Below are 25,827 nucleotides of genomic sequence, written 5' to 3'. Positions count from 1 at the left end.
GGCTGCGCGGAAGGGCTGCGCGGGCTCGGCTGCGCGGAAGGGCTGCGCGACTGGCTCAACGGCGGACGGGCGACTCTCCTCGCGCACGGGTCGCGCGGATCGAGCCGCGGGAGTCGGCTCGCTCGCGGGCAGCAGGCCCGCGTCACGGGCGAGCTGCTCGAGCATGTTGATGTGCTGCTCCTCGTCGTCCTGCTCCTGCGGGCGGCTTAGCGGCTGACGTGGCTCGGGGTGATGCTGCTGTGCGTGAGCCTGGTCTCGAGCGCGCGCGTCGGGGCTGGCTGGGCCCACGTAGGGCGGCGGCGCGCTCGAGCTCACGAACTCTGGGGTTGGTTGCTGCGGCGCGGGCTGACCACCGGAATTTTGGCCAGCCACGCTGTACGCAGCTTGTGGGTCCTCGCCCTCGGCGCGGCGCTCACGTCCACGCGGCGCGGCGCGTCCACGCCCACCACCGCCGCCGCCAGCGAACCCACCGCCGCCGCGCCCTGCCGCCAGCGCGTCGAGCCGCGCGACCAGATCCCCAAGCGGGATCAACGGCTCGGCGTTGCACAGCTCGAGCAGGCCCATCTCGATCACCAATCGCGGGACGCGGCTGTTCTCGAGGTTGTCGACGACCCGCGCGAAGCGATCGAAGTGTTGCGCGATCACGCTGGGCTCGACCGCTGCGGCCTGGCTCTGCAGCTGGTCAAACAGATCGTCGCTCATGTCGAGCAGCGCCGCGCGGCTCCCCGTCAGCCGGACCACGGCCAGGTCGCGCAGGTGCTGGAGGATCGCCACGGCCAGCTGCATCAAGTCGCTGCCGACCGACGTCAGCGACTCGAAGCGCTCGAGCACTTGCGAGGCGTCACGATCGAGCACCGCCTGGACCAGCTGCGCGATCGAGAAGCGCCCGGCCTGACCGAGCACCGTGAGCACCTCTTCGGTCTTGATCTGGGTGGGGTCCTGCGCGAACGCGATGACCTTGTCGAGCAGCGTCAGTGAGTCGCGGACCGAGCCGTCGCCGCAGCGCGCGATCACGGTGAGCCCCTCCGGCTCGACCGCGAACTGCTCTTGCGTGAGGATGTGTTGCAGATACGGGACCAGCGTCGCCGCCCGCACGCGCCGATAGTCGAGCCGCGACACCCGCGACAAGATCGTGGGGATGACCTTGTGCGGATCCGTAGTCGCAAACATGAACGTCACATGCGGCGGCGGCTCTTCTAGCGTCTTGAGCAACGCGTTGAAGGCCTGCTGCGTGAGCATGTGGACCTCGTCGATGATGTAGATCTTGCGGCGCGCCGACTGGGGCAGGTAGTTGACCTGGTCACGCAGCGAGCGGATGTCGTCGACCGAGTTGTTGCTCGCGCCGTCGATCTCGATCACGTCGACCGAGCGCCCCTCGTTGACGCCGACACACTGCGCGCACTGATTACACGGCTCGGGCGTCGGGCCCTGCTCGCAGACCAGCGCCTTGGCCAGGATCCGCGCGGCCGTGGTCTTGCCCAGACCGCGGACCCCACAGAACAAGTAGGCGTGGTGGACTCGGTCGGTTCGGATCGCGTTCTCGAGCGTCCGCGTGACGTGCTCCTGACCGATCATGTCGGCGAAGCGCTGCGGTCGATACTTGCGCGCGAGAGCGAGGTAGGCCACGGGCCCAACGTAGCTTCTTTAGACCCCCACATCTACGTGGGGTTCGGTGGACGTCTACGTGGGGTTCGGTGGACGTCTACGTGGGATTCGGTGGACGTCTACGTGGGATTCGGTGGACGTCTACGTGGGCTTCGGTGGACGTCTACGCGGGCTTCGGCGGACGTCTACGTGGGCTTCGGTGGACGTGTATTGGGGTCCGGGGGACGTGTATTGGGCTTCGGCGGACGTGTACGCGCGGGCTTCGCCGACTCGGGGCTGCGTAGCGTGCCCCCCTTGCACGGGGCGTTGGTTTGCGACGAACTCAGGTTGGGCGGTTGCGTAGCTCGAGGGCGCCGAGCCGCTCGCCGCGCTCGAGTAGCCGCAGGATTCGCGCCCGCTCGGCGGCGGTGAATTCGGGGGTGATCGGCCAGTTGCCGGTGGCGCGCATCAGCTCTTCTTGCGAGCTCTCTACGCCGACGCGGGCCATGACTTTTTTAACGTCGATCACGATCTTGGGGAGCGGCGAGGGCGGCACCGGGGCGTCGATCTTGCTCGGGTCGATGCACGCGGCGAGATCGTTGACACCCGCTGCGCGCTCATTGAGCTCGGGCAACCCGAACTTGCGGGTGACCGTGGCCGGGAAGCTGGCGTGATCGAGCACCTCGTGGACGACGCAGCCCTTGCGCACGTGCGGGCCGATCACGACGGCCGGGACCCGGAAACCTTGCTGGCCAAACTCGGGGCCGACGGCGTCGGGTGTCGTCGGTGGGGGGACGTGATCATAGAACCCGCCGTGCTCGTCGTAGGTGATGATGAACAGCAGCTTGTCCCAATACGACGACTGCGCGAGTGCTTGGTAGATCGTCGAGATCAACGCCTGCCCGAGCTCGATGTTGTGGGCCGGGTGATCGTCGTTGCTCGTGAAGCTTGGATCGATGATCACGACCTGCTCGAGCGTGCCCGCGTCGATCCGATCGAACATCTCGTCCATGGAGTCGGTGCCAGAGAAGCCGACCACCGGGTACGCGCCCCACTTCCACGGCACGTCGCCATAGTAGTTGTTGTGGGAGATCCCGGCGTCGTCGCAGACGTCTTGGATCGACTGGGGTAGCGGGAACGCGGGCACGTTCGAGGTGCGCCCGCTCGAGCTCGCGGCGTGCAGGTAATAGCGGTTGGGCCAGGTGCCGCCCAGCAACGAGCAATACCAGTGATCACAAAGGGCGTACTCGTCGGCCAAGGCCCACAACACCGGGAGATCCTCGCGGTTGTGGTAGCCCATCACCTCGTGCTTGAGCGACTCGCCGTTGGTGCTGATCTGCTCGGTCACGAAGCCATCGAGGGCGCCGTTGTTCCACTGGGCGTGGACGGCATCCCACTGATGGGGCGGATCCTCCGGCTCGAAGTTGTCGAGCTTGCCCACGAACACCGGCTCACCTTGGGCGTCGGGGTTGCTCTCGTCCCCGCTCAGACCCTCGATGTCGGCCTGACCTTCGAGCAGCTGCCGCGCGCCGAAGTAGTGATCGAACGAGCGGTTCTCCATGCACAGGACGATGATGTGCTCGACGTTGGCCAGCGCCTGCTGGGCGGTCAGATCGGTGTCGTCCGCACACGCGTCGCCGGTGTCTCCATCACCGTCGCCGTCCCCGTCCCCGTCCCCGTCGCCGTCGCCGTCGCCGGTGTCTCCATCCCCGTCGCCGTCGCCGTCCCCATCGCCGGGATCACCATCACCATCCCCGGTGTCTCCATCCCCATCGCCACCCGACTCGCCTGACTCGGTCCCGGTCTCGCCCTCGCCGACAGCGTCATTGCCACACCCGATCGCCGTGGCCCCGACGAGCGCCGACATGCCCTGCAGGGCGCGGCGGCGAGACAACAACTTGCGAACCGAGTCGAGGTACTTCTTGGTCACGGGTGATGACCATCGTACGGCGAGCGACTCGACGTCGAGCCCGCGGTGAGACCGCCGCGCAACGATGCGGCAACAACCGCCTCAACGAGACCCGGCGCGCGCCCCACCTCAAAAGGTGAAGTGCTGCGACACGATCTCTTCGGGCTCGCTCTCCGCTTTGCGCTCGGGGCGAGCCTTCAGCACGGTCGGCACAGGTGCGCCCGCCGCGTCGAGCTTTTCCGCAATAATTTCCTCGAGATAGCCGCTGACACTGCACCCGGTCGCGTCACAAAAATCCTTGAGACGCTGATAGGTGATGCCCTTGACGGAGATGCTTCGGCGGGTTTGTCGCTTGGCCATGTCTGTCGCTGCCTTGTCTCGACCTGTACGCCAACCGGATCTGACACGCAAGCCTCATTCCACAAGATGTTGTGGTGCGGAGCTAACGCGGACACAATATCCTGTGGATAACGCGATCCAAGTGATCGATAACATTACATAAATTCAGTGTCACGAATTCCACGCACCACCGACTGATTCACTATCCAATGTGTAGACTCATCAGTGATATTTTGGCTTGTGGAAAAGATCTCCGAGATCTCCTCCCGTGCCGACGGCGCAATGTCGGCGAGAGTGGTCATCCCTTTGGTGACCCAAACAGCGCTTTGGCGTATGTTTGTCGTTCGGCGAACCAGGCCCACCCCGGCCCCGCGCAACCGGGTCAGGCCGTGGTCTGGCGACCCTACCGGCCATGCTGGAGCCCGACACCCAGGTCATCCCGCCGCGCGATGCGATTCCGCCGCGCGACGCGATCCCGCCGCGCGAGGGGCCTTCGGCCGCGCGGTCCGAGGTCGAGCAGGTGTTCTCCCAGCGCTGGGTTGGACGCTACGAGCTGATCCACCGCTTGGCGCACGGCGGCATGGCGACCGTGTACCTGGGCCGGGCCAAGGGCAAGGCTGGGTTCGAGAAGATCGTCGCCGTCAAGGTCATTCACCCGCACCTCGCGGCCGAGGCCGAGTTCGTGGGCATGTTCCTCGACGAGGCCCGGATCGCCGCGCGCATTCATCATCCGCACGTGGTCGAGATCCTGGATCTTGGTCAGAGCGACTCCGTCTACTACATGGTGATGGAGTTCATCGAGGGTGAGAACCTCGCTGCGCTCGTGCGCGCCTTGAAGGGCGAGCAGCTGCCGATCCCCGTGGTCTTGCAGATCGTCGCCGACACCCTCGCTGGGCTCGGTGCTGCCCACGAGCTCGAGGACGCCGACGGCCGGCCCTACGAGCTCGTGCACCGCGACGTCTCGCCGCACAACATCCTGATCAACCTCAACGGCTGGGCCAAGGTCGGCGACTTCGGGATCATGAAGGCCGCCGGCAAGGCGTCGAACACTCGAACCGGGGAGCTGCGCGGCAAGCTCGCGTACATGTCCCCCGAGCAGGCCCGCGGCGACGGGCGCGTTGACCACCGCACGGATCTGTTCGCGGTCGGGGTCATCCTCTGGGAGCTGCTCACTGGCGAGCGGCTGTTCGCGTGCTCGAGCGAGGCCGCGACGCTCGAGAAGGTCATCGCTTGCGTGATCCCGCCGCTCGGCGACGCGCGGCCCGAGCTCGACGGACACCCCGCCCTCCGCGAGGCCCTCGAGGCCCTGTTGGCCCGAGCGTTGGCCACCAATCCAGATCAGCGTCACGCCGACACCAACGAGATGCTGGGCGAGGTCAAGCGACTGCTCCGCCTCGCCTACGAGCTGCCGGGCGACGAGCCGCGCAGCTACCTCGGCAAGCTGATGCGTCGGTTCTTTTCCGGCCGCGTCAACTATGCACGCGCGGCCCTGCGACGAACCGGCGAACACGACGCGTTGAGCTCCGGCGCCCGTCAGATCGTGGTTGACACAGCGGTGCTCGGCCGCCCACCCACGGGCTCGAACCCGGTCACCCCGCCGTTCGCCGAGCTGGCGCTCACGCCAACCGGCGCAGCCACGCGCGACTCGCCCGAGACCCTGCGCCCGCAGACTGAGTCTCACCCGCAGTTCGAGGCTGTGCCCGCTGCGAATCGACCCCACCCGCTCGCCCAGTGGAGCATGTGGTTGCTGCTCCCCATGCTCGGGGCGGGGATCGCCGTCGCGGCGATGTTGATGCTGGACTCGCAGCCAACGTCGCAGCCGAACACCGCCAAGCCACCCGAGCCAAGCCCCGCGGCCGACCCGGAGCCCGCGGCTCGGCCTGCGCCAAGTTCTCTGGCTGCGGCCAACTACGCACCGATCCCGCAGCGGCCCGCGGGCATGATCCGCTGGTACTTCTCGACCAAGCCCGAGGGGGCGCAGGTGTTGATCGACGGGGAAGATCGTGGCCTCACGCCCGTCTCCGTGTTCGTGCCGATCGGTGAAGCGCCCGTCGACATCCGCCTGCTGCTCGATGGCTACGAGCCCTATCCGCTCGAGCTGCCCCCCACCAACGACCAGAGCTTCTCGACCAGGCTGCAGCCGCTCGCGTCCGACTTGGAGCTGACGAGCAAGCCCAGCAACAAGGCGAACAACAAGCCAAGCAACAAACCAAACAACAAGCCGAACAAGCGCCCGCACCAGCCCGGCAAGGGCGGGTCCTCGGCCGACAGCGGCGAGACCGGCTCGGAGCCCGTCAAGAAGGGCTTCCAGCCGGTCCCGGACAGCTTGCGCGAGTCTGGCGGCTGAGCGGTGGCGTGAAACCACCGATCGGGGCCGGGCGCGGTAAGCTGCGCCGGCGTGAGGCGTCACGAGGGAGACGCGGGGCTCGAGCTCCGCTGGATGAAGTCGACGAGCGCGCGGTCGCTCGCTCGCCAAACGCTCGCGCTGGTCGTGAGCCTGAGCTGCGCCATGCCCACGATCGCACGCGCGGCGCCACCCGATCGCGGCGGCGAGGACAGCCCAGAGCTCTCGTCGGAGACCGCACCCGAAGCGGGCCCGGAACAACGAGGCGAGTCCCCGCCCCCACAGACCACGCCCGCACCCGAGACTGAGACCGCACCCGAGACCGCACCCGAGACTGAGACCGCGCCCGAGACCGCACCCGAGACCGCAATAGAATGGTACGCCCGCGGCTACGAGCTGGGCCAGGCGGGCGACTACGCAGCGGCGGCCGAAGCCTTCTTGCGGTCCTACGATCTGCAGCCAACCTCCGAGGCGCTGTTCAACGCCGCCTTCGCGTTCGAGCAAGCTGGCGCCACGCTCACCGCGATCGAGACCTACGAGCGCTTCTTGGCCGAGCCCGCGCCCACGCAGGCGCTGGTCGAAGAAGCCCAGCGATCGATCGACGCGCTCACCAAGCAAGTCGCGGTGCTCAAGGGCGTGCGCTTCTCCCCCTCGCGTCCACCGGCGCAGCTGTTCGTGCAAGGTCGGTCGGTGGATCTCGACGCGTTCCCGATCTTGGTGCTCCCCGGCGAGATCGAGATCGAGGTCGTCGACGAGCAGGGGGTCCGCGGGCGAGAGACCTACCAGCTGTCGACGGGCGAGATGCTCGTCGTGGATCTCCGGGCGCTGCTGCCCGCGTTGCCCCGCGACCCCGGGCCCAAGCCGGTCGTCAATTCGGGTCCGACCAAGGCCCAGCTCGAGGCCGCCCGCGCCCACGCCCGGCTCGCGCTCGGGCTGCGCCACACAACCTGGGTGGGCGTGGGCCTGAGCGGCGCGGGTGGGATCGGTGCCCTGAGCTTGGGGCTGCTGGCGCAGCGCGAGCGGCAGCGGTTTCAGACCGACAGCTGCTATCAGTTCGAGAACAACTCGTGCCCGCCCGACTTTCCGATCGGCGATCCCAACGCGCACCGACGCGCCCACAAGCGCTACGCCCTGGGCGCGGCCGTGGTCGGGGGCGTGAGCGCGGGGCTGGCGATCACCACCTTGGTCGTCGGACTCGTGAGCGTTCGCCACGCGCGACGTGCCAAGCACGTCCAACAGTCTCGAGGTCACGAGGCGCGCCCGATCGTCCGCGTCACGCCTGGGCTGGGCGGCGTGACCCTGCGGTTCTAGCGATTCACGATCAGCGTGGCGATCTCGACGATCAGCTCGAGGTCGCGCGGCTCGGCGCGATGTGAAAGCGCGATCATCCGGGCCCGCTGCGACAGCTCGGCCGTGCTCGCCTGCGGCTCGGCGCCGCTGTCGGGCAACAATTCCGAGACCGCGGCCCCAAGCCCCTCGGCGATCCGCAGCAGCGTCCGCAGCCCCGGGCTCTGATAGCGACCGTTCTCGAGCCTGGAGATCATGTCGGTCGCGATTCCGGCAGCCTGGGCCGCCTGCTTTTGGGTCATGCCCCGCGTCTCGCGAGCGTTGCGGATCCGCTTGCCAAGCTCGGTCATGTACTGCCGCTCGACCGACTCCCGATCATCGCGGGGTCGACCTCGCAGCCGCTGTTTGTCGCCGTCTTGCACGCTCCCGGATCCTACTCTAGGTGAATTCCAGCTTGCGGACCTCGAGCACGCGGATCCGATCTCGCAGCTGCGCAGCCTCCTCGTAGCGCAGCTCCTTCGCCAGCGCGCGCATCTGTTGCTCGAGCTCCTCGATCCGCTCGGACAGCTCGCTCGGCAGCAGGTCCTGATCCCCCGCGCGGTCGAGCCCAACCGGCAGCTCGTTGGCGCCCGCGCCTCGCTTGGTCCGACCGCGGGCGGCCCCGGGCGTCGGCTTGTCTTGCTCGATCGGCGAGATCTTGGCCCGGGTGCTGCGTGGGGTGATCCCGTGCTCGGCGTTGTACGTGGATTGGATCGCGCGCCGCCGCTCGGTCTCGGCGATCGCCTTGCTCATCGAGTCGGTCACCCGATCGGCGTACATGATCACGCGACCGTCGAGGTTCCGCGCCGCGCGGCCGCAGGTCTGCATCAAGCTTCGCTCGGCCCGCAAGAAGCCCTCTTTGTCCGCGTCGAGGATCGCAACCAGCGAGACCTCGGGCAGATCCAGACCCTCGCGCAGCAAGTTGATCCCAACCAGCACGTCAAACTCACCGAGCCGCAGATCACGAATGATCTCGACGCGCTCGAGCGTGTCGACGTCGGAGTGCAGGTAGCGCACGCGGATCCCCAGATCGGCGTAGTACTCGGTCAGATCCTCGGCCATGCGCTTGGTCAAGGTCGTGACCAGCACCCGCTCGTCGCGGTCGACCCGCGCGCGGATCTCATCGAGCAGATCGTCGACCTGCCCGGCGATCGGCCGGACCTCGATCGGCGGATCGAGCAGCCCCGTCGGCCGAATGATCTGCTCGACCACGACCCCGCTGGTCTGGTCGAGCTCGTAGTCGCCGGGCGTCGCCGAGACGTAGATCACCTGCTTGACCCGCTCCTGGAACTCCTCGAACTTCAAGGGCCGATTGTCCAGCGCCGACGGCAGCCGAAACCCGTGCTCGACCAAGGTCGTCTTGCGGGCATTGTCGCCGCGATACATCGCGCGGACCTGGGGCATCGTCGCGTGGGACTCGTCGATGACAAACAAGAAGTCGTCGGGGAAGTAGTCGATCAGCGTGGGCGGCGGATCACCCTGGTTGCGCCCAGACAGATGCCGCGAGTAGTTCTCGATCCCCGAGCAGCGGCCCATCTCTTCGAGCATCTCGATGTCGAACATGCAGCGCTGCTCGAGCCGCTGGGCCTCGACGAGCTTCATGTCCTCGCGCAATTGCGGAAGTCGCTGGGCCAGCTCTTCTTTAATACCCTGAATCGCCAAGCGCATCTTGCTGGCCGGCGTGACGTAGTGACTGGCCGGGAACAAGGTCACGCGCTTCATCTCGCCGCGCGAGGTCCCGCGCAGCGGATCGACCTCGCGGATCGCCTCGACCTCATCGCCAAAGAACTCGATCCGGACCGCGCTGTCGTCTTCGTAGGCGGGAAAGATCTCCACGACGTCGCCGCGCACGCGGAAGGTCCCCCGGTGAAAGTCGACGTCGTTGCGCTCGTAGTGCATCGCAACTAAGCGGCGCAACAGCACGTCGCGATCGAGCTCTTCACCCACGGCGATCGGCGCGACCATGCCGTAGTAAGCCTCGGCCGAGCCGATACCAAAGATGCACGAGACGCTGGCAACAATGATCACGTCGCGCCGCGAGAGCAACGAGTAGGTCGCCGCGTGACGCATGCGATCGATCTGCTCGTTGATGTTCGAGTCCTTCTCGATGTACGTGTCGGTCGAGGCGACGTAGGCCTCGGGCTGGTAATAGTCGTAGTACGACACGAAGTACTCGACCGCGTTATTTGGAAACAGCGCCTTGAATTCGCTGTAGAGCTGGGCCGCGAGGGTCTTGTTGTGGGCCAGGATCAGCGTGGGCCGCTGGACCTTGGCGATCACGTTGGCGATCGTGAAGGTCTTGCCCGAGCCGGTGATCCCAAGCAGCACCTGCGCGGGGTCCCCACCCTCGAGCCCCGAGGTCAGCTCCGCGATCGCCTGTGGCTGGCTGCCGCCCGGCTCGAACTCGCTGACGAGCGTGAACGGTCGGTCCGCCGCGATCGCCGGACGCACGGGATTGTCGAGATCCCAGCCCAGCTCGGCCTCGTCGATCTGCGACGATTCTTTCCACGCTTCTTCGGCCGAGCTAGCGGTGCGGCGAGCCATGATGGCCAGACCATACTCGGGCGCCGACCGGCTGTCAGAGTTCGCGCCAGCCGCCGCGCGGGCGGTCCTCGAACGCACCAAAGCGCAGCTCGACGGCCAGCTCGAACACCAGCAGCGGCTCCGGGCCGAGCACCGCGAGCGCGTCGGCGGTCAGGCCCGCGCGGCGGTTGCCGACCCGAGCAAACGCCCCGCCGCCAAACACCGCGCGGCGTCGAAACGACAGGCCGTCATTCGGGTCGACAACGGGGATCCGGGTGTGCGCGGCGCCGAAGTCGAGCCCGGCCGAGAACAGCCCCGACGACAGCACCACGCTCGCCAACCCCAGCTGGGTCTGCGGGACAAAGTGCACCTCCGGGTCGACCGACGGAAACAACACCGGCCGATAGTGCCCGCCCACTTCAACGCCAAGTCCGCTCACCCCGCGCCAGCGCCAGATCGCGATCGCCCCGACCGGCCAGACCTGCGGCGCGCGCTGGCCCGGCAACCAGTTCGCCGTCACGCCCACGCTCACGTGGTCGAACAGGCCCACGCGCAGATCCAAGCGGTAAATGTGCGGGGTCCCGCCAGCCGCGGCCAGCGAGATCACCCCGTGATCCAAGAATCGAGCGCTGCGCGGGACCGGCCGCTGCAAATAGCGATGCAAGCCGGCGCCCGGCGAGCTCGCTGGTGCGCGCCGAGGAGCCTGTGCAACCGCGACCTCACTGTGCGTCTCGCCCACCGCGCCCGGCCCCGTCCTGATGGTGCTCGAGATCAGCGAGAGGGCGAGGAGTGCCTGCATGACGTGCGGGATCGTGAGTAAGCCCCGCTCGATCGCAGCTGCGGGGCCCCGGGGCTCGAATGAGAGGGGGTGGCTGCGTGGCATACTAAGCCTTGAATGGCGAAAAAACCTCTGTCTCGTGCCGTCTACCTCGTCAGCGCCAAGCGCACCCCCTTTGGGGCGTTTGGTGGTGCTTTCAAAGATCTCTCGGCGATCGATCTGCAGGTCGTGGCCGCAAAGGCGGCGCTCGAAGCTGGCGGCGTCGACCCGGCAACGATCGATCACGTGATCGTTGGCAACGTCGCCCAGACCTCCGTCGATGCGATCTACATGGCCCGGCACGTGGGCCTGCGCAGCGGCGTCCCGATCCCCGTGCCCGCCCTCACCGTCAATCGCCTGTGTGGCTCGGGCTTCCAGTCGGTCGTCAACGGCGCCCAAGAGATCCTGCTAGGTGACGCCGAGCTCGTGTTGACCGGCGGCACCGAGAGCATGAGCCAGGCCCCGCACGTCACTCGGGGCCTGCGCTGGGGCACGCGACTCGGCGTCAACCCAGAGCTCGAAGACGCGCTGTGGAGCTCGCTGACCGACAGCTACGCCGGCTGCGCCATGGGCCGCACCGCGGAGAACTTGGCCGAGCAGCACGGGATCACCCGCGAGCAATGCGACGCGTATGCGCTGCGCAGCCAACAGGCGTGGGCAGCCGCCAAAGACGCTGGCCGGTTCGACGCCGAGATCTGCTCGGTCACCATAGAGGGCCGGCGCGGCAGCGTCACGGTCGACACCGACGAGCACCCGCGCCGCGAGACCGACTTGGCCAGTCTGGCCAAGCTGCGGACCTCGTTTGGCAAGACCGGGGTCGTGACCGCCGGCAACGCCTCGGGGATCTGCGACGGGGCTGGGGCGATCGTGCTGGCCAGCGAAGCGGCCGTCAAAGCCCACAACCTCACGCCGCTCGCCCGCCTGGTCCAGTGGCATGTCGCGGGCGTCGATCCAAAGATCATGGGCATCGGCCCGGTCCCGGCGATCCGCGGCGCCCTCGATCGCGCCGGTCTGAGCCTGGCCGAGCTGGACCTGATCGAGATCAACGAGGCCTTCGCGCCGCAGTACCTGGCCTGCGAAAAAGAGCTCGAGCTCGACCGCGCCAAGGTCAACGTCGACGGCGGGGCGATCTCCCTGGGTCACCCGCTCGGGGCTTCGGGGTCGCGGATCACCGCCCACCTCGCCCACGAGCTGCGTCGCCGCGAGGGCAAGTACGCCGTTGGCTCCGCCTGCATCGGCGGCGGCCAGGGCATCGCGCTGGTGCTCGAGCGCTGCTGATGCTTCGTTGACGCCCGGAGCCGCACCACCGGAACAGGACAATGACCATGCCGGACCATCCGACTCAGCCAACCCCCGACGACCTTCGTGAGCCCCGCGCCGCCGATCTGGTCTACGACTGGAACAGCCGCAATCGGCGGGGGCCGCTGAGTCCGCTGGTCCACCGCAAGATCAGCTTCTTCGACGAGACCCTGCGCGACGGGATCCAGTCGCCCTCGGTCCGGGATCCCTCGCTCGAAGAGAAGCAAGAGATCCTGCGGCTCACGGCGGCCTTGGGGATCGACGCCGCGGACCTCGGCCTGCCAGGCGCGGGGCCGCGGGCGATCGCCGACGTGACCGCCCTGATCAACTTTGCCGAGCGCGAGCAGCTTGGCATCGAGTACGCCTGCGCGGCCCGAACCCACGAGCGGGACATCAACGCCGTCGCCGACATCGCCGACGCGACCGGCCAAGAGATCTGGGTCTACGCATTCTTGGGCTCGAGTCCGATCCGCCTCTACACGGAGAACTGGGAGGTCTCGACCCTGCTCGAGCGCACGATCCTGGCGGCCGAGCTGTGCGCAAAGCGCGGGCTCCCGATGTGCTTCGTCACCGAGGACACGACCCGCTCGACGCCCACCGTGCTCGACCAGCTGTTCCGCTGCGCCGTCGAACATGGCGTCAAGCGGCTGTGCCTGTGCGACACGGTTGGCCACGCCACGCCGGCCGGGGTCGAGGATCTCGTCAGCTTCACCCGCCTACTGCTCGAGACGATCCGCGCCCCGGACGTCGGCATCGACTGGCACGGTCACAACGACCGTGGCCTCGGTGTCACCAATAACATCGTCGCGCTCGAGTCCGGCGCTGACCGCATTCATGGCACCGCGCTCGGGATCGGCGAGCGGGTCGGCAACGCCTCGCTCGACCTCACGCTCATGAACCTCAAGCTGCTCGGTGAGCTGCCGGACCACGACCTCAGCAAGCTCGTGCCCTGGTGCGAGGCCGTCGCCCACGCCTGCGAAGTGCCGATCCACCCTCAATACCCGCTGGTCGGCGCCGACGCGTTCCGAACGGCCACCGGTGTCCACGCCGCGGCCGTCATCAAGGCCATGAACAAGGGCGACGACGACCTCGCGGATCGGATCTACAGCGGGGTCCCAGCCAACTGGTTCGGGAAGCAGCAGAGCATCGAGATCGGCTTCATGTCCGGCGAGTCCAACGTCCGCTATTGGTTACTACACCGGGGGATCACGCCCAACGACGGTCTGGTGAAGCATGTGTTCGACGCCGCCAAGGCGACGGATCACATCCTCAGCGACGATGAAGTCATGCAGGCCGTGCGCGGCTATGAAGGCTGAGCGAGTTCAGTACAGCAACAAGTATTGAATGCCAGCCAGCAGCCCAAACGCAGTCAGCAACCAGAGCGGAAGGTAATGCTCGAGGCTGGCGCTGCGCCGGTCCAACGCCCGCCAAGGCACGCTTGGCAATGGGCCGGTTCGCAGTCCACGTTTGGCCCCAGCGGTCAGCTTGGGCACCCGAGTCCCTGCAGCGCTGCGCACATAGTCCATGCAATTGATTTGGACACGGATCTGCGGCTCTGCAAATTTTTGGCGATTTTTTGGCGGCGATATTTTTGGCGTGGGGTCGAGCCCCCAGCCAAAGCACGACATCGTTGTCGTGGCATTCGAAGATTGCCACTTGGATCACTGGCTATTCAGCACACCTGCGAACGCCCGAGAGAGCGCGAATGTTCGTTCGCGGATGACCGCCGCGCTCGGTCCCGCGACGGCGCCGATCGACGCAATCGAAGCGGCACCACAGCGCGAGAGGGCTTTTGCGTTGTCGAGGTTCACACCACCGATCGCAACGACGGGCACCTGCGACAGCACGCAGGCGCGGGCCAGCGCCTCGAGGCCGACCACGGGGTCGTGATCGGGCTTGCTCGCAGTCGAGAACACGGGACCAAAGCCAACGTAGTCCGGCGCGAGTTCGTCGATCGCAACGCGCAGCTGGCGTAGGTCGTGGGTCGAGATCCCCAGGCACAGGCCGGCTGCGCGCAAGCTCGATCGCCGGTCGCTTCGACCCTCGCTCGGGAGCCCGAGCCGCGAGAGATCCCCCTGTCCAAGGTGCACGCCAGCGACCCCGGGGATCCGGCGCTCGGCCAGCTCGAGCTCGTCATTGAGGATCATCGGGACACCCGCCGCCATGCATTGGCGCCCGAGCGCAGCCACCAACTCTGGCTCCAAGGGCGCGTGCTTCGAGCGCAGCTGGATGACGCTCGCGCCGCCAAGGATCAACGCGTTTAGCACCGTCGCGGGCGCGAGCGAGTGGCGGCCGGGGAGATCGAGGATCGCGTAGAGCCCAGAGATCTTCACGTCAGCGCCCCGCGCACAGATCCCCCCGCGGGGTCAGACCCGTCGGGTTGCCGACAAACTGAACCGGAATCGCTGGCGGACGCGGCTCCGCGTCGGCGCCTGCATCCACACTGCCATCGTCGCTGTCACCACCCGCTGGGTCCGCGTCGTCGCCCCAGTCGTCGTCCCACTCGTCACCCGCGTTGGCCCCGTCTTCGCCGCCGGGCCCAGCGTCATCGGGCGGTGGATCGGCGGACAGCTCGCCGCCGAGTTGAGGGTTGGGCACCTGCTTTTGGAAGCTCACGTTGATCACCGCCTCGCCCCGACCGTTCGGCTTGGGCTGACGGATCTGGGTCTTGGCCGGCAAGACCGCCCCGTCGACCATGTGCAGCTCTTCGTGGCTGATCGTCCACAGCCAGGTGGGCGCCCCCCCGCTGCCCACCGCCCACAGGCTGGCCCCCGCAAATTGCCAGTGGCCGTTGGCCGCGTTGGGCTTGTCGATCCACGCGAAGGACAGCTCTTGCTCGTAGCGATCATTGGCGATCCGCAGGCGCTCGCGTCCGGCCTTGCGGTCCCACTTGCGATCCAGGACTTGGTGCGGCCCGTCGATCAGCGGGGCGCCACCTAGGATCATCTCGACGAAGGCCTCGGGCTCGAGGCTGACACCAAGCAAGGTTTCGACTGCGCAGCGCGACGGGGGCCCAGAGTAGTAGCCGGGTGTCAGCGACTTGGCGCCCTCGCGCGCGCCGACCCAGCGCAGGCCGTACTCGTCTTCGTTCACGACCAGCGTGACCAATTCGTTGCCCGAGATCTGGATCGTCCCGCTGAACCGGGCCGGCGCCTGGGCGACCAACATCAAGCTCGCGGCGGGGCCCCCCCCCTGGCGTACCTTCGCGCGCGGGACCTGAATCGACTGCAACGCGGGCGCGGTCGCCAGCATCAGCGCGTTGACCTCGGGCACCTGCCCCGGCGGATAGGGCGGCTCGATCCCCTTGCAGGCGACGGAGGTCATGAGCAGCCCAACCAGGGCCAACGTGAGGGTCACGCTGCGCGACGACACTCCCGCAGACTACGCCAAGCCCGTCCACGACCCCAGCAGCCACGACCAAAAGTCGGGGGACTACGTCACGCCCGTCCACGACCCCAGCAGCCGCGACCAAAAGTCTGGGACCAGCCAGGTGTCGTCGGCGGGGAAGACCGGCGGACGGCCAAGGAACGGCAGGCTGCCCAGGCAGGGCACACCGCTGCGCTGCTCGATCACCGTGGCGTTGTGCGAGCGCGACGGGTCGTCGCGGGCGAGCAACTGGGTGAAGATGAAGCCGCAGGGCTCGAGCTCGCGGATCCGCAGCGACTCGATCGTGAGCAGCGTGTGGTTGATCGTCCCCAGCCCGGCGCGAGCGACGATCAGCGGCCGCGCCCGCAGGCCCGAGATCCAATCCGGCAGCCAGCTGCCCCCGGGCATCGGCACCAGCAGACCGCCGGCCCCCTCGACCAAGCTGATCTGCGCCTCGTGGCGCTGCTCGAGCCGGGCCAATGCCCACCGGGCTCGGCCAAGCATCGACTCGACGTCGCTGACGGACGAGCCACGACCCAAGAACGGATTGGGGTCATCAGCGAGGCCCGGCGCGATCGGCTTGGGCCACCTCAGCGGTGAGAGCTCGTCGAGCTCGCCGCGATCGAGCACCGAGGCCGCCAACAGGCGGGCGCGGTCACTGTTGGGGCCGGCCGGCCCAGACTCCGCTGGCTTGAACGGGACCACACGGATCCCCCCCCGCGCGGCCGAGCGCAGCAGCGCGCAGGCGACCATGGTCTTGCCAGCGTTGGTGTCGGTGCCGACGAGGAACACGCGCTCGCTCATGGCTCGCACCTCGAGCTCGCGCTGGCCAAGCCGTGGCGATCCAACAGCTCGCAGAGGTCTCGCGCGAACCGCTCGACCGTCTGTGGTTCGTGCGCCGCGCTCACGGTGATCCGCAGCCGGGCGCCGTCTTCGGGGACGGTCGGCGGCCGGATCGCTTGGACATGCCACCCGCGGTCCAGCAGCTCGGCCGACAGCGCGAGCGCGCGCCGGTTGTCACCAACCAAGACCGGCAGGATCGGCGAGGCATGGCGCTCCAAGCCGCCCAGCCCCGCGCGCTCGCCAAGCAGGGTTCGCAGCGCCTCGACGTTGCGCCACAGCAGCTCACGCCGCCGATCCCCCTCGGGCCCCGCGACGAGCTCGAGCGCGTGGGCGATTCGGGGGATCAGGACGGGCGAGACCCCCGTGGTGAACACGAAGGCCCGGGCATGTCCGCGTATCCACGCGCAAACCTGCGAGGACGCGCAGACAAACGCGCCGGCACAGCCGAGCGCCTTGCCCAGCGGAGCGACGAGGATCGTCGGCCGATGCGACATTTGAGCGGCGCGGCCCCGACCGTTTGCGTACAGGCCAAGCGCGTGGGCCTCGTCCAGATACACGCACCCGCCCAGCGCGAGGTGGGTGTCCAGGTCCGCCAGCGCGGGGCCGTCGCCATCCATGGAGAACACTGACTCGACGAACCACCAGCGGACCGCGGCCGGCTCGGCACGAGGTGGCGCTTCGAGGTGCCCGAGGATCCGTCGCGTCGCGCTGCTCAGCCGCAGTCCGTCGATCAGGCTGGCGTGGTTGAGCGCGTCGCTGTAGGCGAGGTCGCCGGCCTGCAGCAGCGACGCCGGCACACCCACGTTGGCTTGAAACCCGCTCGGAAACAGGACCGCGTCCTCGAAGCCCATCGAGGTTGCAAACCGATGCTCGATGTCGCGGTGGACTTGCATGTCACCACACACCAGGCGTGACGCCGCCGCTCCCGAAGGTTGCAGTGGCGCAGGGGGTCGCTCCTCGGCCAGACCCAGATAGTCGTTGCTGCAGAAGCTGACGACCTCGCGATCTCCAAGCCGGTAGTGAAGTCCACGCCGCTCGGTTGGCGCGGGGCATCGACGCTCGAGCGCCTGTTCACGCTCGCGCTCGAGCGCGACCCGAAGCCGCTCGTCGAGCGCGTGGTTGCCCGGCGAGGGCGGCGAAACTCGTGGAGTCACGAGCGGCGATCCAACCGGTCAGAGACGAACGTGGCAAGATGCTCGCCGTGAGCGAGGCAGTACTGCGTGATGCGTGTGAGCAACTCGGGCTACAGGCGACGACGGGGCGCATAGATAAACTACTGATATTAAAAGACTTTTTCAAGTTTTATGCGCGCTCGATGAACCTGACGGGCCGCGCAGATGAGGCGGCGCTGAACTCGCATATTGTCGAGGCGCTTCAGGTGGTCGCGCTCGCGCAACGATTGGGGATCGGCGGCGGCCGCTGGCTCGACGTTGGCAGTGGCGGCGGCTTCCCGGGATTGGTTCTGGCCGCGTGGCTCGAGGTTCGGCTCGTGCTCGTCGAACCTCGGGCCAAGCGAGCGAGCGGGCTCGAGCTGGCGCTCGCGAGGATCGGCCGGCAAGACGCGAAGGTGCTGCGTGGGCGTGTGGAGGCGGGAAAGTGGAAGCCGATCGAGGGCGGTGCGCTGGAACCTGGATTTGACGCCGCGAGTGCGCGGGCGGTGTTTGCCCCCGAGCGCTGGGTCGCCGAGGCGCGACCCTGGGTGCGTCCGGGTGGCATGATTTGTCTGCACCTTGGAGCGGGGGAGGTTCCGCCTGAGGGCGTTCGTGTGTTGGGCCGGGTCGACGGGGACCGGTGGTCGGCCGTGGGCGTGGAGAATGTTCCACGTGGAACAGTGGGCGCTGGTGAGGCTGGGGCTTCCGTCTGAGGGTCCTGGTGCATCCGTCGGTTGCTTGCTTGGTTGGTTGCGGGGGTGTGATTGGCCGATGGGGGACCGCGCACGGGCTGCAGACGGCCTCAACCCGGCTAGGTCTACTCCAGTCTCGTGACCCCGCTTCCTCTCGTGTCTTCTCATTGGCCCGACCGCCCTTCTCTTCGCTCATCTCCACGTGCGTAGATACGCCGGGTTGAGGCCGTCTGCGGCCTTGTGTGCGCTCTGCGTTCTTGGGGCCTGGCTCCGCTCTGGGACGGAGGGGGCTCTTGTGGGGGAGCGGCGGCAGCTATTGTGGAGGCCTTCGTCGGACGGGTCCGCTGAAGCTCTTTGTGGAACCCATCGCTTGCGGACGAGGGGCGCGGCTCGAGCCGCACTTCAGGAGCTGCCGTACTTGTTCGTCCGTGACCACGCTGTGGGCTCCTGAACCCCAGCGTCGCGCGCGCGATTGGCTGGTCTGCACCGGCAGTTCTAGTTGTCGTTGACCGGCAAAAATAGATGTCGTCGATCAGGCTTGCTCGAGCCGCTGATTCGGCGGCTCTACGTGTGCGGTGGCACCGCCGCGATCCGGCGCTTGCTCGAGGCCGAGCTGCGGCTCCTCAATTGAGGTAGCGGCGCTGAGACTGGACCGGGCTCTTGGCGAGGGGACCTCATGCGCGTCTCTTGATCGCTCGTCGCTCGTGCGTGGATGCCGGTCGGTCGGACCTCTGGATGCTTGCCGACACGGGCTGCAGGCTCGGGACTCTGCTGGTCGGCTGAACCCCGGTAGGTCGTCTGCTTCGTCTGGGCAGCGGCCCCGGTAGGCCGCTCGGGACTCAGTGTGGGTCAGTTGGATGACCTCACGGACAGGGGTGACCTCGCAAAGCTCGGAGACCCTGGGAGGTGAGGGACCTGCTGAGGCTGGGACCGGGTTGGGAGATCTGTGGAGGTTGGAACCGGGTGGAGCTCAGTGACCTGGGGAGGTCAGAGTGCGGAGACCTCCCCAGTTCAGTGAGCCCGACTTCAGGAGCATGGTCCGGCATGGTCCGGAGTCTCGGGGGAGCCACCCAGTGTCGGATCCTAGTGCTCGAGGAGGAGAGCTGAATCGACTTGTGTTCCACGTGGAACACCTCGAGGCCCACTCGCAAGGCTGAGGTGCCAAGATGCGCCCCCGCTAGAGCGCCCATCAGGTTGAAGTCGCGCCGTCAGGGGCGTCAGGGGCCGTTCCTGGCTAGGACCGAGCCCGAAGCTATCGGGCGTACTTTGAGCGCCGAGCGACAACGGCAGGTGTGGGGTCAGACGCACCTGACGCAATTCCAACCTGCTCGGCGCTCCAGCGGGCGCGCAGGGGCGGCGTGCAGGCCCTCGGGAAGACTGGAAGGAGATCTTCTGGGGGAGGTCAGAACAAGGCGACGGAGCACTCGAGCCGTCGCCAGCCTTCCCAACGGAGCACAACAGAGCAGGTCCCTACCTCGCAGGGTCTCCGACCTTTGCGAGGTCACCCCTGTCCGTGAGGTCATCCAACTGACCCACACAGAGTCCCGGGCGGCCTACCGGAGCTGAGCCGAACGCACCGTTCCCGCTTGCGCACCGCTGCCCCCAGAAGAGGCAGACGACCTACCGGGGCTCAGCTGAAGGCCCAAAGTGAGGCGCGACTTCAACCTGATTACCACTCTAGCGGGGGGCATCGGGGCATCTTGGCACCTCAGCCAGGCCAGTGGGCCTCGAGGTGTTCCACGTGGAACACAGGTCGACCCAGCTCTCCTCCTCGAGCACTGGGGGCCGACATTGGGCTCCCCGAGACTCCGGACCATGCTCCTGAAGTCGGGCTCGAGCCGCGCCACCGAATGGGGTCCGCAAAGGGCTTCAGCGAAGCCCGACGAAGGCCTCCGCGAAAGGCTCCTCCGAAGTGAGGCTCCCGCGGCTCCGCCGCCTCCGCACTCCGCTCGACGCTCACCTCTGCCGGGCACTGAACTCCGAACTCTGGAGGTCTCCGCATCCGCCTCCGCAGGTCGAGCCGCGCCACCGAGTGGGGTCCACAAAGTACTTCAGCGAAGCCGTCCGACGAAGGCCCCCGCGGCAGCCTCCTCCAAAGCGACGCTGCCGCCGCTCCCCCACAAGACCACCCTTCGGGCACTGAACTCCGAACTCTGGAGGTCTCCGCATCCACCTCCGCAGGTCGAGCCGCCCCACCGAATGGGGTCCACAAAGTGCTTCAGCGAAGCCGTCCGACGAAGGCCCCCGCGGCAGCCTCCTCCAAAGCGAGGCTGCCGCCGCCCCCCCACAAGACCACCCTCCGGGCACTGAACTCCGAACTCTGGAGGTCTCCGCATCCACCTCCGCAGGTCGAATGGGGTCCACAGAGTGCTTCAGCGAAGCCGTCCGACGAAGGCCTCCGCAAAACCTCCTCCAAAGCGAGGCTGCCGCCGCTCCCCCACAAGACCCCCCTCCGACCCAGAGCGGAGCCAGGCCCCAGGAACGCAGAGCGCACACAAGGCCGCAGACGGCCTCAACCCGGCGTATCTACGCACGTGGAGACTAACGAAGAGAAGCAACGTCGGGCCAATGAGAAGACACGAGAGGAAGCGGGGTCACGAGACTGGAGTAGACCTAGCCGGGTTGAGGCCGTCTGCAGCCCGTGCGCGGCCCCTCATCGGCCAATCACACCCCCGCAAACAACCAAGCAACCAAACATCAACACCAGCACACACGCGGTTCCACGTGAAACACTCAGTCCTCGCCACTCACCAGGTCGCACCGCTCGATATGCTCGGCGATCTCTGGAATGTCCTCGTCCGTCAACAACCGCGCGCGCTCGAGCGTGGCCCGCCCGTCATCCACGAAGCCTCGCTTGCACTGAATCCACCCCAACGTATCGAGATAGTTCGGCTCCTCGGGCTCAACCCTGAGCGCCCTGCGAACCAGCATCTCCGCCCAACCCAGCTCGACCCCTTCCTCGGCGAACGTGTATGCGATCGCGTTATCCTGGACATCATCGGCCGCAAGCGTGAGCGCAGCCGTGTAGTGCTCGACCGCCTCATCGTACCGCTCGGCCGCCAGCTGCTGCGCGCCCAAGTCCAAGTGTGTGAACACGTGGTAGTTCGTCCGCCAAGTTGGCGCATGTGACGCCACCGTCACGGCCGCGAGCCCACCGATCACCGCAACGCCGCTCGCAACTCGCCAGGAACGACGTTCTGGAGAGAGAGAGAGCCCCCACCCCATCGCGCACCCAAACACCAGCCCACCGACATGCCCGGCCTGGGCGAGCGGCGAGTTGTCGAACACCAGCGGCAACGCCGCGCCAACCGCCAGCCAAAACCCCAGCCAGAATCCCAACACCCGAGCAGAGATCGGCTCCAACGCCGCCTGCACCTGCGCGCACCCCCAAGCCCGCGCGACGACGAGCGCCCCCGCGACACCAAAGATCCCCGCCGATGCCCCGACCACCATCGGCGCCTCGGCCCACGCGAGCGAGCTCAAACACCCACCCACGCTCGAGACCAGGAACAGCGCCAGCATCCGCCACCGCCCCCACGCCTTCTCCGCCCACTCGCCCACCGTCCACAGACCCAGCATGTTCAGGCCGAAGTGCAGCCACGATCCATGCAAAAAGCCGGCTGTGAGCACGCGCCACCACTGTTCATCTAGCCAGATTCGTGTCGCCGTCAGAGCCCCAGCGCGCTCCAACAGCTCGGCGTCGGGCAGCATCCACAGGCTCTGGCGGAGCGCTGAAACTGGCTCTGGCGACCGCAAGACCACGGCCACCACGCAGGCCACGAATGCGCACCCGCACAGGGCGATCAAGCCCACGGTCGCCGGTCGCGCCCGAAACCGCGATTTCCAGGCCATGCGCGACCCTACCCGAAGTCTCCCACTCAACCTACTAGAAGGACCCGGGCCCCCGCGGCCGACCGAACCAGCTTTGATTGGCTGTTCGCATGCGGACCCCTGACCCCCTAAAAGTCTACTGGCGGGCCACCATGCCTGAATAGCGTGTAGGGCGCGAGTCCGCCCCTCCACGGACTCGCGGGCCACCTGGACCTCCGGCTTGCGGCCCGTCCGGCGGCGTTGCTATGGTGCCTTGGTTTGGTCGTGCGGCCACGATCCGCCGCTCTTCTGGAGGAGCCCGACCTAATTTGCCGAGGCAAAACCTACTGTTGGTCGACGGCGACACCCGCAGTCGACGGGTGCTCGAGGTAAGCCTGCGCAAGGCAGGCTTCTCTGTGACCACTGCCGAAGACATCGATCAGGCGCTGCTCGTGCTCGAGCATGGCGAGCCGGATCTGATCATCTCGGACACGCGCCTGCCTGGCCAAGATGGCTTCGCCTTTTGTACGGAGGTCAAGAAGAACGCCAAGTGGGCCGGCATCCCCTTCGTGTTCCTGACCTCGGCCAAGGCGATCGAAGACAAGGTCCGCGGCCTCGAGCTCGGGGTCGAGGATTACCTCGTCAAGCCCATCTATATTAAAGAGGTAACGACCCGCCTGCGCATGCTGATGCAGCGCAAGCAGCGAGAGAAGCTCGAGAGCAAGAACGCGGCGCGGACCAAGTTCACGGGTCACCTCGCCGACATGGCCGTGGTCGACCTGTTTCAGACCATCGAGATCTCTCGCAAGAGCGGCACGATCGACTTCGACACCGACCTTGGCGAAGCCACAATTTGGTTTCGCGACGGCACGATCATCGACGCCGAGATGGGCCGGTTGCAGGCCGAACAAGCGGTGTACCGGCTGCTCGGTCTCGCCGATGGCAGCTTCGCGGTCGAGTTCAAGAACATCAACCGCAACCCGGTGATCAAAGAGTCGACCCAAGGCCTGCTCATGGAGGGCATGCGCCGGGTCGACGAGTGGGGCCGGCTGCTCGAGCAGCTGCCCGCGCTCGACGAGGTCCTGGGGGTCGACCGCGCCGCGATCGCAGATCTGCCCGATGATCTGTTGTCGCCCGAGCTGCAGGAGGTGCTGCGGCGCTTCGACGGCCGTCGGACGATCATCGAAGTCGTCGACGAGACCGGCAAAGATGACCTCGAGGCCCTCGAGGCGATCTCGACCCTGTTCTTCCAGGGCCTGCTCTCGCCCGCGCTCGACCACGACTCGAGCGAGATTCGCCTGGGCGACAGCCACACCGCGCTGCAGCTCGAGGCCTGGGGCGACGTCCCCACCAGCACCTCTTCGTTCTTCAAGCCGGCCAAGGTCACCCACGAGTCTGGGCCCCACGCGGTCCCGGTCGAGGTGCCCCCGATGCCAAGCTACCCGCACCAGACCGCGCCGCCCCTCGAAGGCGACGGCCTCGTCGCGGGGCTGCCCGACGAGACCCCTTCGCTCGGCGAGGGGCTCACACCCCTCCACGATCCTCACGTCGACGATGACGACGATGACGATGACCCGATGTTTCGGGACATCGCCAACCGCTTCCAAGCGCTCGAGAACGGCGGAGACGTCGGCGAGCCCCAGCCCACGCCCGACGCCTCCAACTCGGCGCTCAACTTGCGGCTCAGCAGCATCAGCGGCGCGTGGAGTCCACCGCCTTCGGCCGCCGACACGGGGCTGCCCGTCGATGACGAGCCGCTGCCACCGATCCCCGGCGGCCTCCCCGAGCCCCCTCCCCGGCCGCGGGCACCCGATCATCTTCAGGCCCTCGATCGCAAGCTCGCCGACATCGTCGACTCGGCCAGCGACAGCGGCGCGTTCGCCCACACAGAAGCGATTGATCCCGGCCCCGACGATCCCCAGCGCCGTCAGCTCGAAGCGGCGAAGCATCGGATCGAGCAAGAAGAGGCCGCGCGCAAGCGGGTCATCGCCGAGGTCGATCGTCGAGAGGCGGAAGATCAAGCCGCGGCGCTGCGTCGCTCGGAACACTCTGGGCTCAGTCCATTGCCGAGCCCTGTCGTCAGCGACGACGACGACGACGACGACGACAGCGAAAACAACAGCGACAACGCGCAACCGCTGGTCGCCGCGTCGGTCGAAGAGGCGGTGCGCATGGTGGATCAGCGCCAGCGCAGCCGCAGCCAGACCGAGTCGATGTTTCTCGCGCCACGCCCGGCTCCCGTCGTTAAAGAAGGTGACGACGACGACGACGACGACGACGACGTGGACGCGCAAGCCAGCGAGGCCGAGGTTGAAGCCGCGCAGTCGAGCGCCGCGCAGCTCGCCACCGATCACCGCACAGCGGTCGGCGCGTCGGCCCCCGTGGCCCCCAGCGCTCGCAGCGACTCTGCGCCAGGTCGGGCGTTCACGCCTCCGAGCAACCCCGCGTCGCGCCAACCCGAGCCGCGCCGGCTCGCGAGCCCCGCCCCGCGAACCGAGTCTTGGCGCAAGCCACCAAGCCTCGCCGAGCTCGGTCTCGACTTTGGTCCAAAGCCCGACAAGCCGGCGTCGCCAGTAGCGGACACCCCCCTCGACGGGACCCCGATCATCGAGGCGCCAGGCGACGAGCCGCCGGACGACGAGACGCCGGAGCCCGCGGCCAACGAGGCCCCTGTCAGCAGCGCGGAGCCGGTCAGCGACGAGCCGCCCGCGTGGGCGATCGACTCCACCGAGCGCAGCGCCACCTCTGGCGAGATCGGCCGCCGCGATCGCGAGCCAACCCCCGCGACTTCGAGCGCTCCCCCGCCCGCGTCCACGCCCGCCCCGCTGCCCGCCACACCGGCGGCGGCGAGCGAAGACGACGAGTTCGCCTCGTTCGAAGTCAAGATCGCCGAGCCGGCCCACGAGTCACTCATCGCAAGGCGAGCGCGCCCCCAAGCCGACGACGGCGACGCACTACGGCGCGAGTCGGCGCTATCAACCGAGAAGGTCCCCGCGCTCGTCCGCGACTACGAGACGCCCGTCGACGTTGGCATCGAGTCCCCCGACATGACCCCGCCCACGGCTGGCGATGAGGGCTCATCCAAGGCTGGGCTCTGGATCGCGGCGGCCACCGTCATCGCGGTGATCGTCGCCGGGGTCGCGTTCAAGGATCAGATCTTCGGCGGCGGTGCCAGCGACAACGGTGACGCCACCACGCGCGCCGACCCCAAGCCTCCAGACACCAAGCCTTTGGAAAAGGCAGACACGGGCAAAGCGGAGCTTGAAGCGTCCGACGCCGGAACCAACCCCGTGGCGGACACAGCTGCAGCCCCACCTGAGAACGGTGACGCCGCGGGGTCCGACGAGGGCGGCGAGGCCGACACGGCCGAACCCACCCACGGCGAGCTCACCGAGGCACAGCTCACCGAGATCGAGGACAAGCTCAAGACCGCCCGCAACTTCCTCAAGGGCTTCGGCCGCAAGGACAAGGCAATCGAGATCATCGGCGAGATCCTCGAAGTCGCGCCCAACCATGCCCCAGCGCTGTTGCTGCGCGCCGAGATCCTGGTCAACGAAGGCAAGATCGACGAGGCGTTGGCCGCGACACGTCGGGCCAAGATGGCCGACCCCGAGCTCCCCGAGATCTTCTCCACACTCGGCGCCCTGCTCGAGGTCGCCGACGACAAGCAAGGCGCGCTCGAGGCCTACCAGCGGTATCTCGAGCTGTCCCCCAACGGCAGGCAGGCCGCCGCGGTCAAGACCTCGGTCACCCGCTTGGAGCGCGAGCTGGGCAACTAAGCGCGCGCACGGCTCGTTGGCCGGGCTGCGCTCGTCCACGCTCGA

At 67.6% G+C, this 25,827-nt stretch carries 17 protein-coding genes; 6 read left to right on the top strand and 11 right to left on the bottom strand.

Annotated features, from left to right (window positions below):
- The 3 genes from dnaX to DB30_RS25310 all read right to left on the bottom strand — a co-directional run.
- Positions 1-1,626 (bottom strand): DNA polymerase III subunit gamma/tau (dnaX, locus tag DB30_RS25325; protein ID WP_052553489.1); only part of this gene is annotated, 1,626 nt, incomplete at its 3' end.
- 301 nt (positions 1,627-1,927) lie between these two features.
- On the bottom strand, positions 1,928-3,514 hold the full coding sequence (locus DB30_RS25320) for an alkaline phosphatase family protein (RefSeq protein WP_052553487.1): 1,587 nt from the start codon (positions 3,512-3,514) through the stop codon (positions 1,928-1,930).
- A gap of 108 nt (positions 3,515-3,622) precedes the next feature.
- Positions 3,623-3,853, bottom strand: coding sequence for a hypothetical protein (locus DB30_RS25310; RefSeq protein WP_052553485.1), 231 nt, complete (start codon positions 3,851-3,853; stop codon positions 3,623-3,625).
- 391 nt (positions 3,854-4,244) lie between these two features.
- Here DB30_RS25310 and DB30_RS25305 point away from each other — a divergent pair, with 391 nt between their 5' ends.
- Positions 4,245-6,179 (top strand): serine/threonine-protein kinase, encoded by a 1,935-nt coding sequence (locus DB30_RS25305; RefSeq protein WP_052553483.1) that lies wholly within the window; start codon positions 4,245-4,247, stop codon positions 6,177-6,179.
- A gap of 51 nt (positions 6,180-6,230) precedes the next feature.
- Positions 6,231-7,487: a hypothetical protein gene (locus DB30_RS25300; protein ID WP_146660531.1), complete on the top strand. Its 1,257-nt coding sequence runs from the start codon at positions 6,231-6,233 to the stop codon at positions 7,485-7,487.
- Here the strand turns inward: DB30_RS25300 and DB30_RS25295 are convergent.
- The 3 genes from DB30_RS25295 to DB30_RS25285 are packed head-to-tail and all read right to left on the bottom strand — an operon-like array spanning position 7,484 to position 10,824.
- Positions 7,484-7,885 (bottom strand): helix-turn-helix domain-containing protein, encoded by a 402-nt coding sequence (locus DB30_RS25295; RefSeq protein WP_052553479.1) that lies wholly within the window; start codon positions 7,883-7,885, stop codon positions 7,484-7,486. The two genes, DB30_RS25300 and DB30_RS25295, sit on opposite strands and share 4 nt — an antisense overlap.
- A 16-nt stretch (positions 7,886-7,901) precedes the next feature.
- Positions 7,902-10,046, bottom strand: a complete 2,145-nt coding sequence (gene uvrB / locus DB30_RS25290; protein WP_052553495.1) for an excinuclease ABC subunit UvrB — start codon at positions 10,044-10,046, stop codon at positions 7,902-7,904.
- 34 nt (positions 10,047-10,080) lie between these two features.
- Positions 10,081-10,824: a hypothetical protein gene (locus DB30_RS25285; RefSeq protein WP_052553477.1), complete on the bottom strand. Its 744-nt coding sequence runs from the start codon at positions 10,822-10,824 to the stop codon at positions 10,081-10,083.
- Positions 10,825-10,920: 96 nt separating this feature from the next.
- On the opposite strand from DB30_RS25285, the gene DB30_RS25280 reads away from it, so the two are divergent.
- Positions 10,921-12,120: an acetyl-CoA C-acetyltransferase gene (locus tag DB30_RS25280; protein ID WP_052553475.1), complete on the top strand. Its 1,200-nt coding sequence runs from the start codon at positions 10,921-10,923 to the stop codon at positions 12,118-12,120.
- A gap of 47 nt (positions 12,121-12,167) precedes the next feature.
- Positions 12,168-13,457 carry a LeuA family protein gene (locus DB30_RS25275; protein ID WP_146660530.1) on the top strand — a complete coding sequence of 430 codons (1,290 nt, stop codon included), beginning with the start codon at positions 12,168-12,170 and terminating at the stop codon, positions 13,455-13,457.
- Positions 13,458-13,802: 345 nt separating this feature from the next.
- Here the strand turns inward: DB30_RS25275 and DB30_RS25270 are convergent, their stop codons facing one another.
- From DB30_RS25270 to DB30_RS25255, 4 genes are read right to left on the bottom strand one after another with little or no spacing between them, the layout of a single operon-like run.
- Positions 13,803-14,474, bottom strand: a complete 672-nt coding sequence (locus DB30_RS25270; RefSeq protein WP_052553474.1) for a thiamine phosphate synthase — start codon at positions 14,472-14,474, stop codon at positions 13,803-13,805.
- Position 14,475: 1 nt separating this feature from the next.
- Positions 14,476-15,513: a hypothetical protein gene (locus DB30_RS25265; protein ID WP_052553472.1), complete on the bottom strand. Its 1,038-nt coding sequence runs from the start codon at positions 15,511-15,513 to the stop codon at positions 14,476-14,478.
- 60 nt (positions 15,514-15,573) lie between these two features.
- The gene (gene bioD, locus DB30_RS25260; RefSeq protein ID WP_052553470.1) at positions 15,574-16,311 is read right to left on the bottom strand and encodes a dethiobiotin synthase; all 738 of its coding nucleotides are present in this window, start codon (positions 16,309-16,311) and stop codon (positions 15,574-15,576) included.
- The gene (locus DB30_RS25255; protein ID WP_052553467.1) at positions 16,308-17,504 is read right to left on the bottom strand and encodes an aminotransferase class I/II-fold pyridoxal phosphate-dependent enzyme; all 1,197 of its coding nucleotides are present in this window, start codon (positions 17,502-17,504) and stop codon (positions 16,308-16,310) included. Before DB30_RS25255 ends, bioD begins: the two co-directional genes overlap by 4 nt.
- A gap of 38 nt (positions 17,505-17,542) precedes the next feature.
- On the opposite strand from DB30_RS25255, the gene DB30_RS25250 reads away from it, so the two are divergent.
- The gene (locus DB30_RS25250) at positions 17,543-18,214 is read left to right on the top strand and encodes a 16S rRNA (guanine(527)-N(7))-methyltransferase RsmG (RefSeq protein ID WP_146660526.1); all 672 of its coding nucleotides are present in this window, start codon (positions 17,543-17,545) and stop codon (positions 18,212-18,214) included.
- Positions 18,215-20,926: 2,712 nt separating this feature from the next.
- Here the strand turns inward: DB30_RS25250 and DB30_RS25245 are convergent.
- On the bottom strand, positions 20,927-22,045 hold the full coding sequence (locus DB30_RS25245; protein ID WP_052553463.1) for a rhomboid family protein: 1,119 nt from the start codon (positions 22,043-22,045) through the stop codon (positions 20,927-20,929).
- A 308-nt stretch (positions 22,046-22,353) separates the two neighbouring features.
- On the opposite strand from DB30_RS25245, the gene DB30_RS25240 reads away from it, so the two are divergent.
- The gene (locus DB30_RS25240; RefSeq protein WP_052553461.1) at positions 22,354-25,782 is read left to right on the top strand and encodes a DUF4388 domain-containing protein; all 3,429 of its coding nucleotides are present in this window, start codon (positions 22,354-22,356) and stop codon (positions 25,780-25,782) included.
- Positions 25,783-25,827: the final 45 nt, after the last annotated feature.

The organism is Enhygromyxa salina (assembly GCF_000737335.2).
GTDB lineage: Bacteria > Myxococcota_A > Polyangia > Nannocystales > Nannocystaceae > Plesiocystis > Plesiocystis salina_C.
The sequence above is the reverse complement of the archived record's forward strand: the minus strand, read 5'-3'. Positions and strand labels throughout refer to the sequence as shown.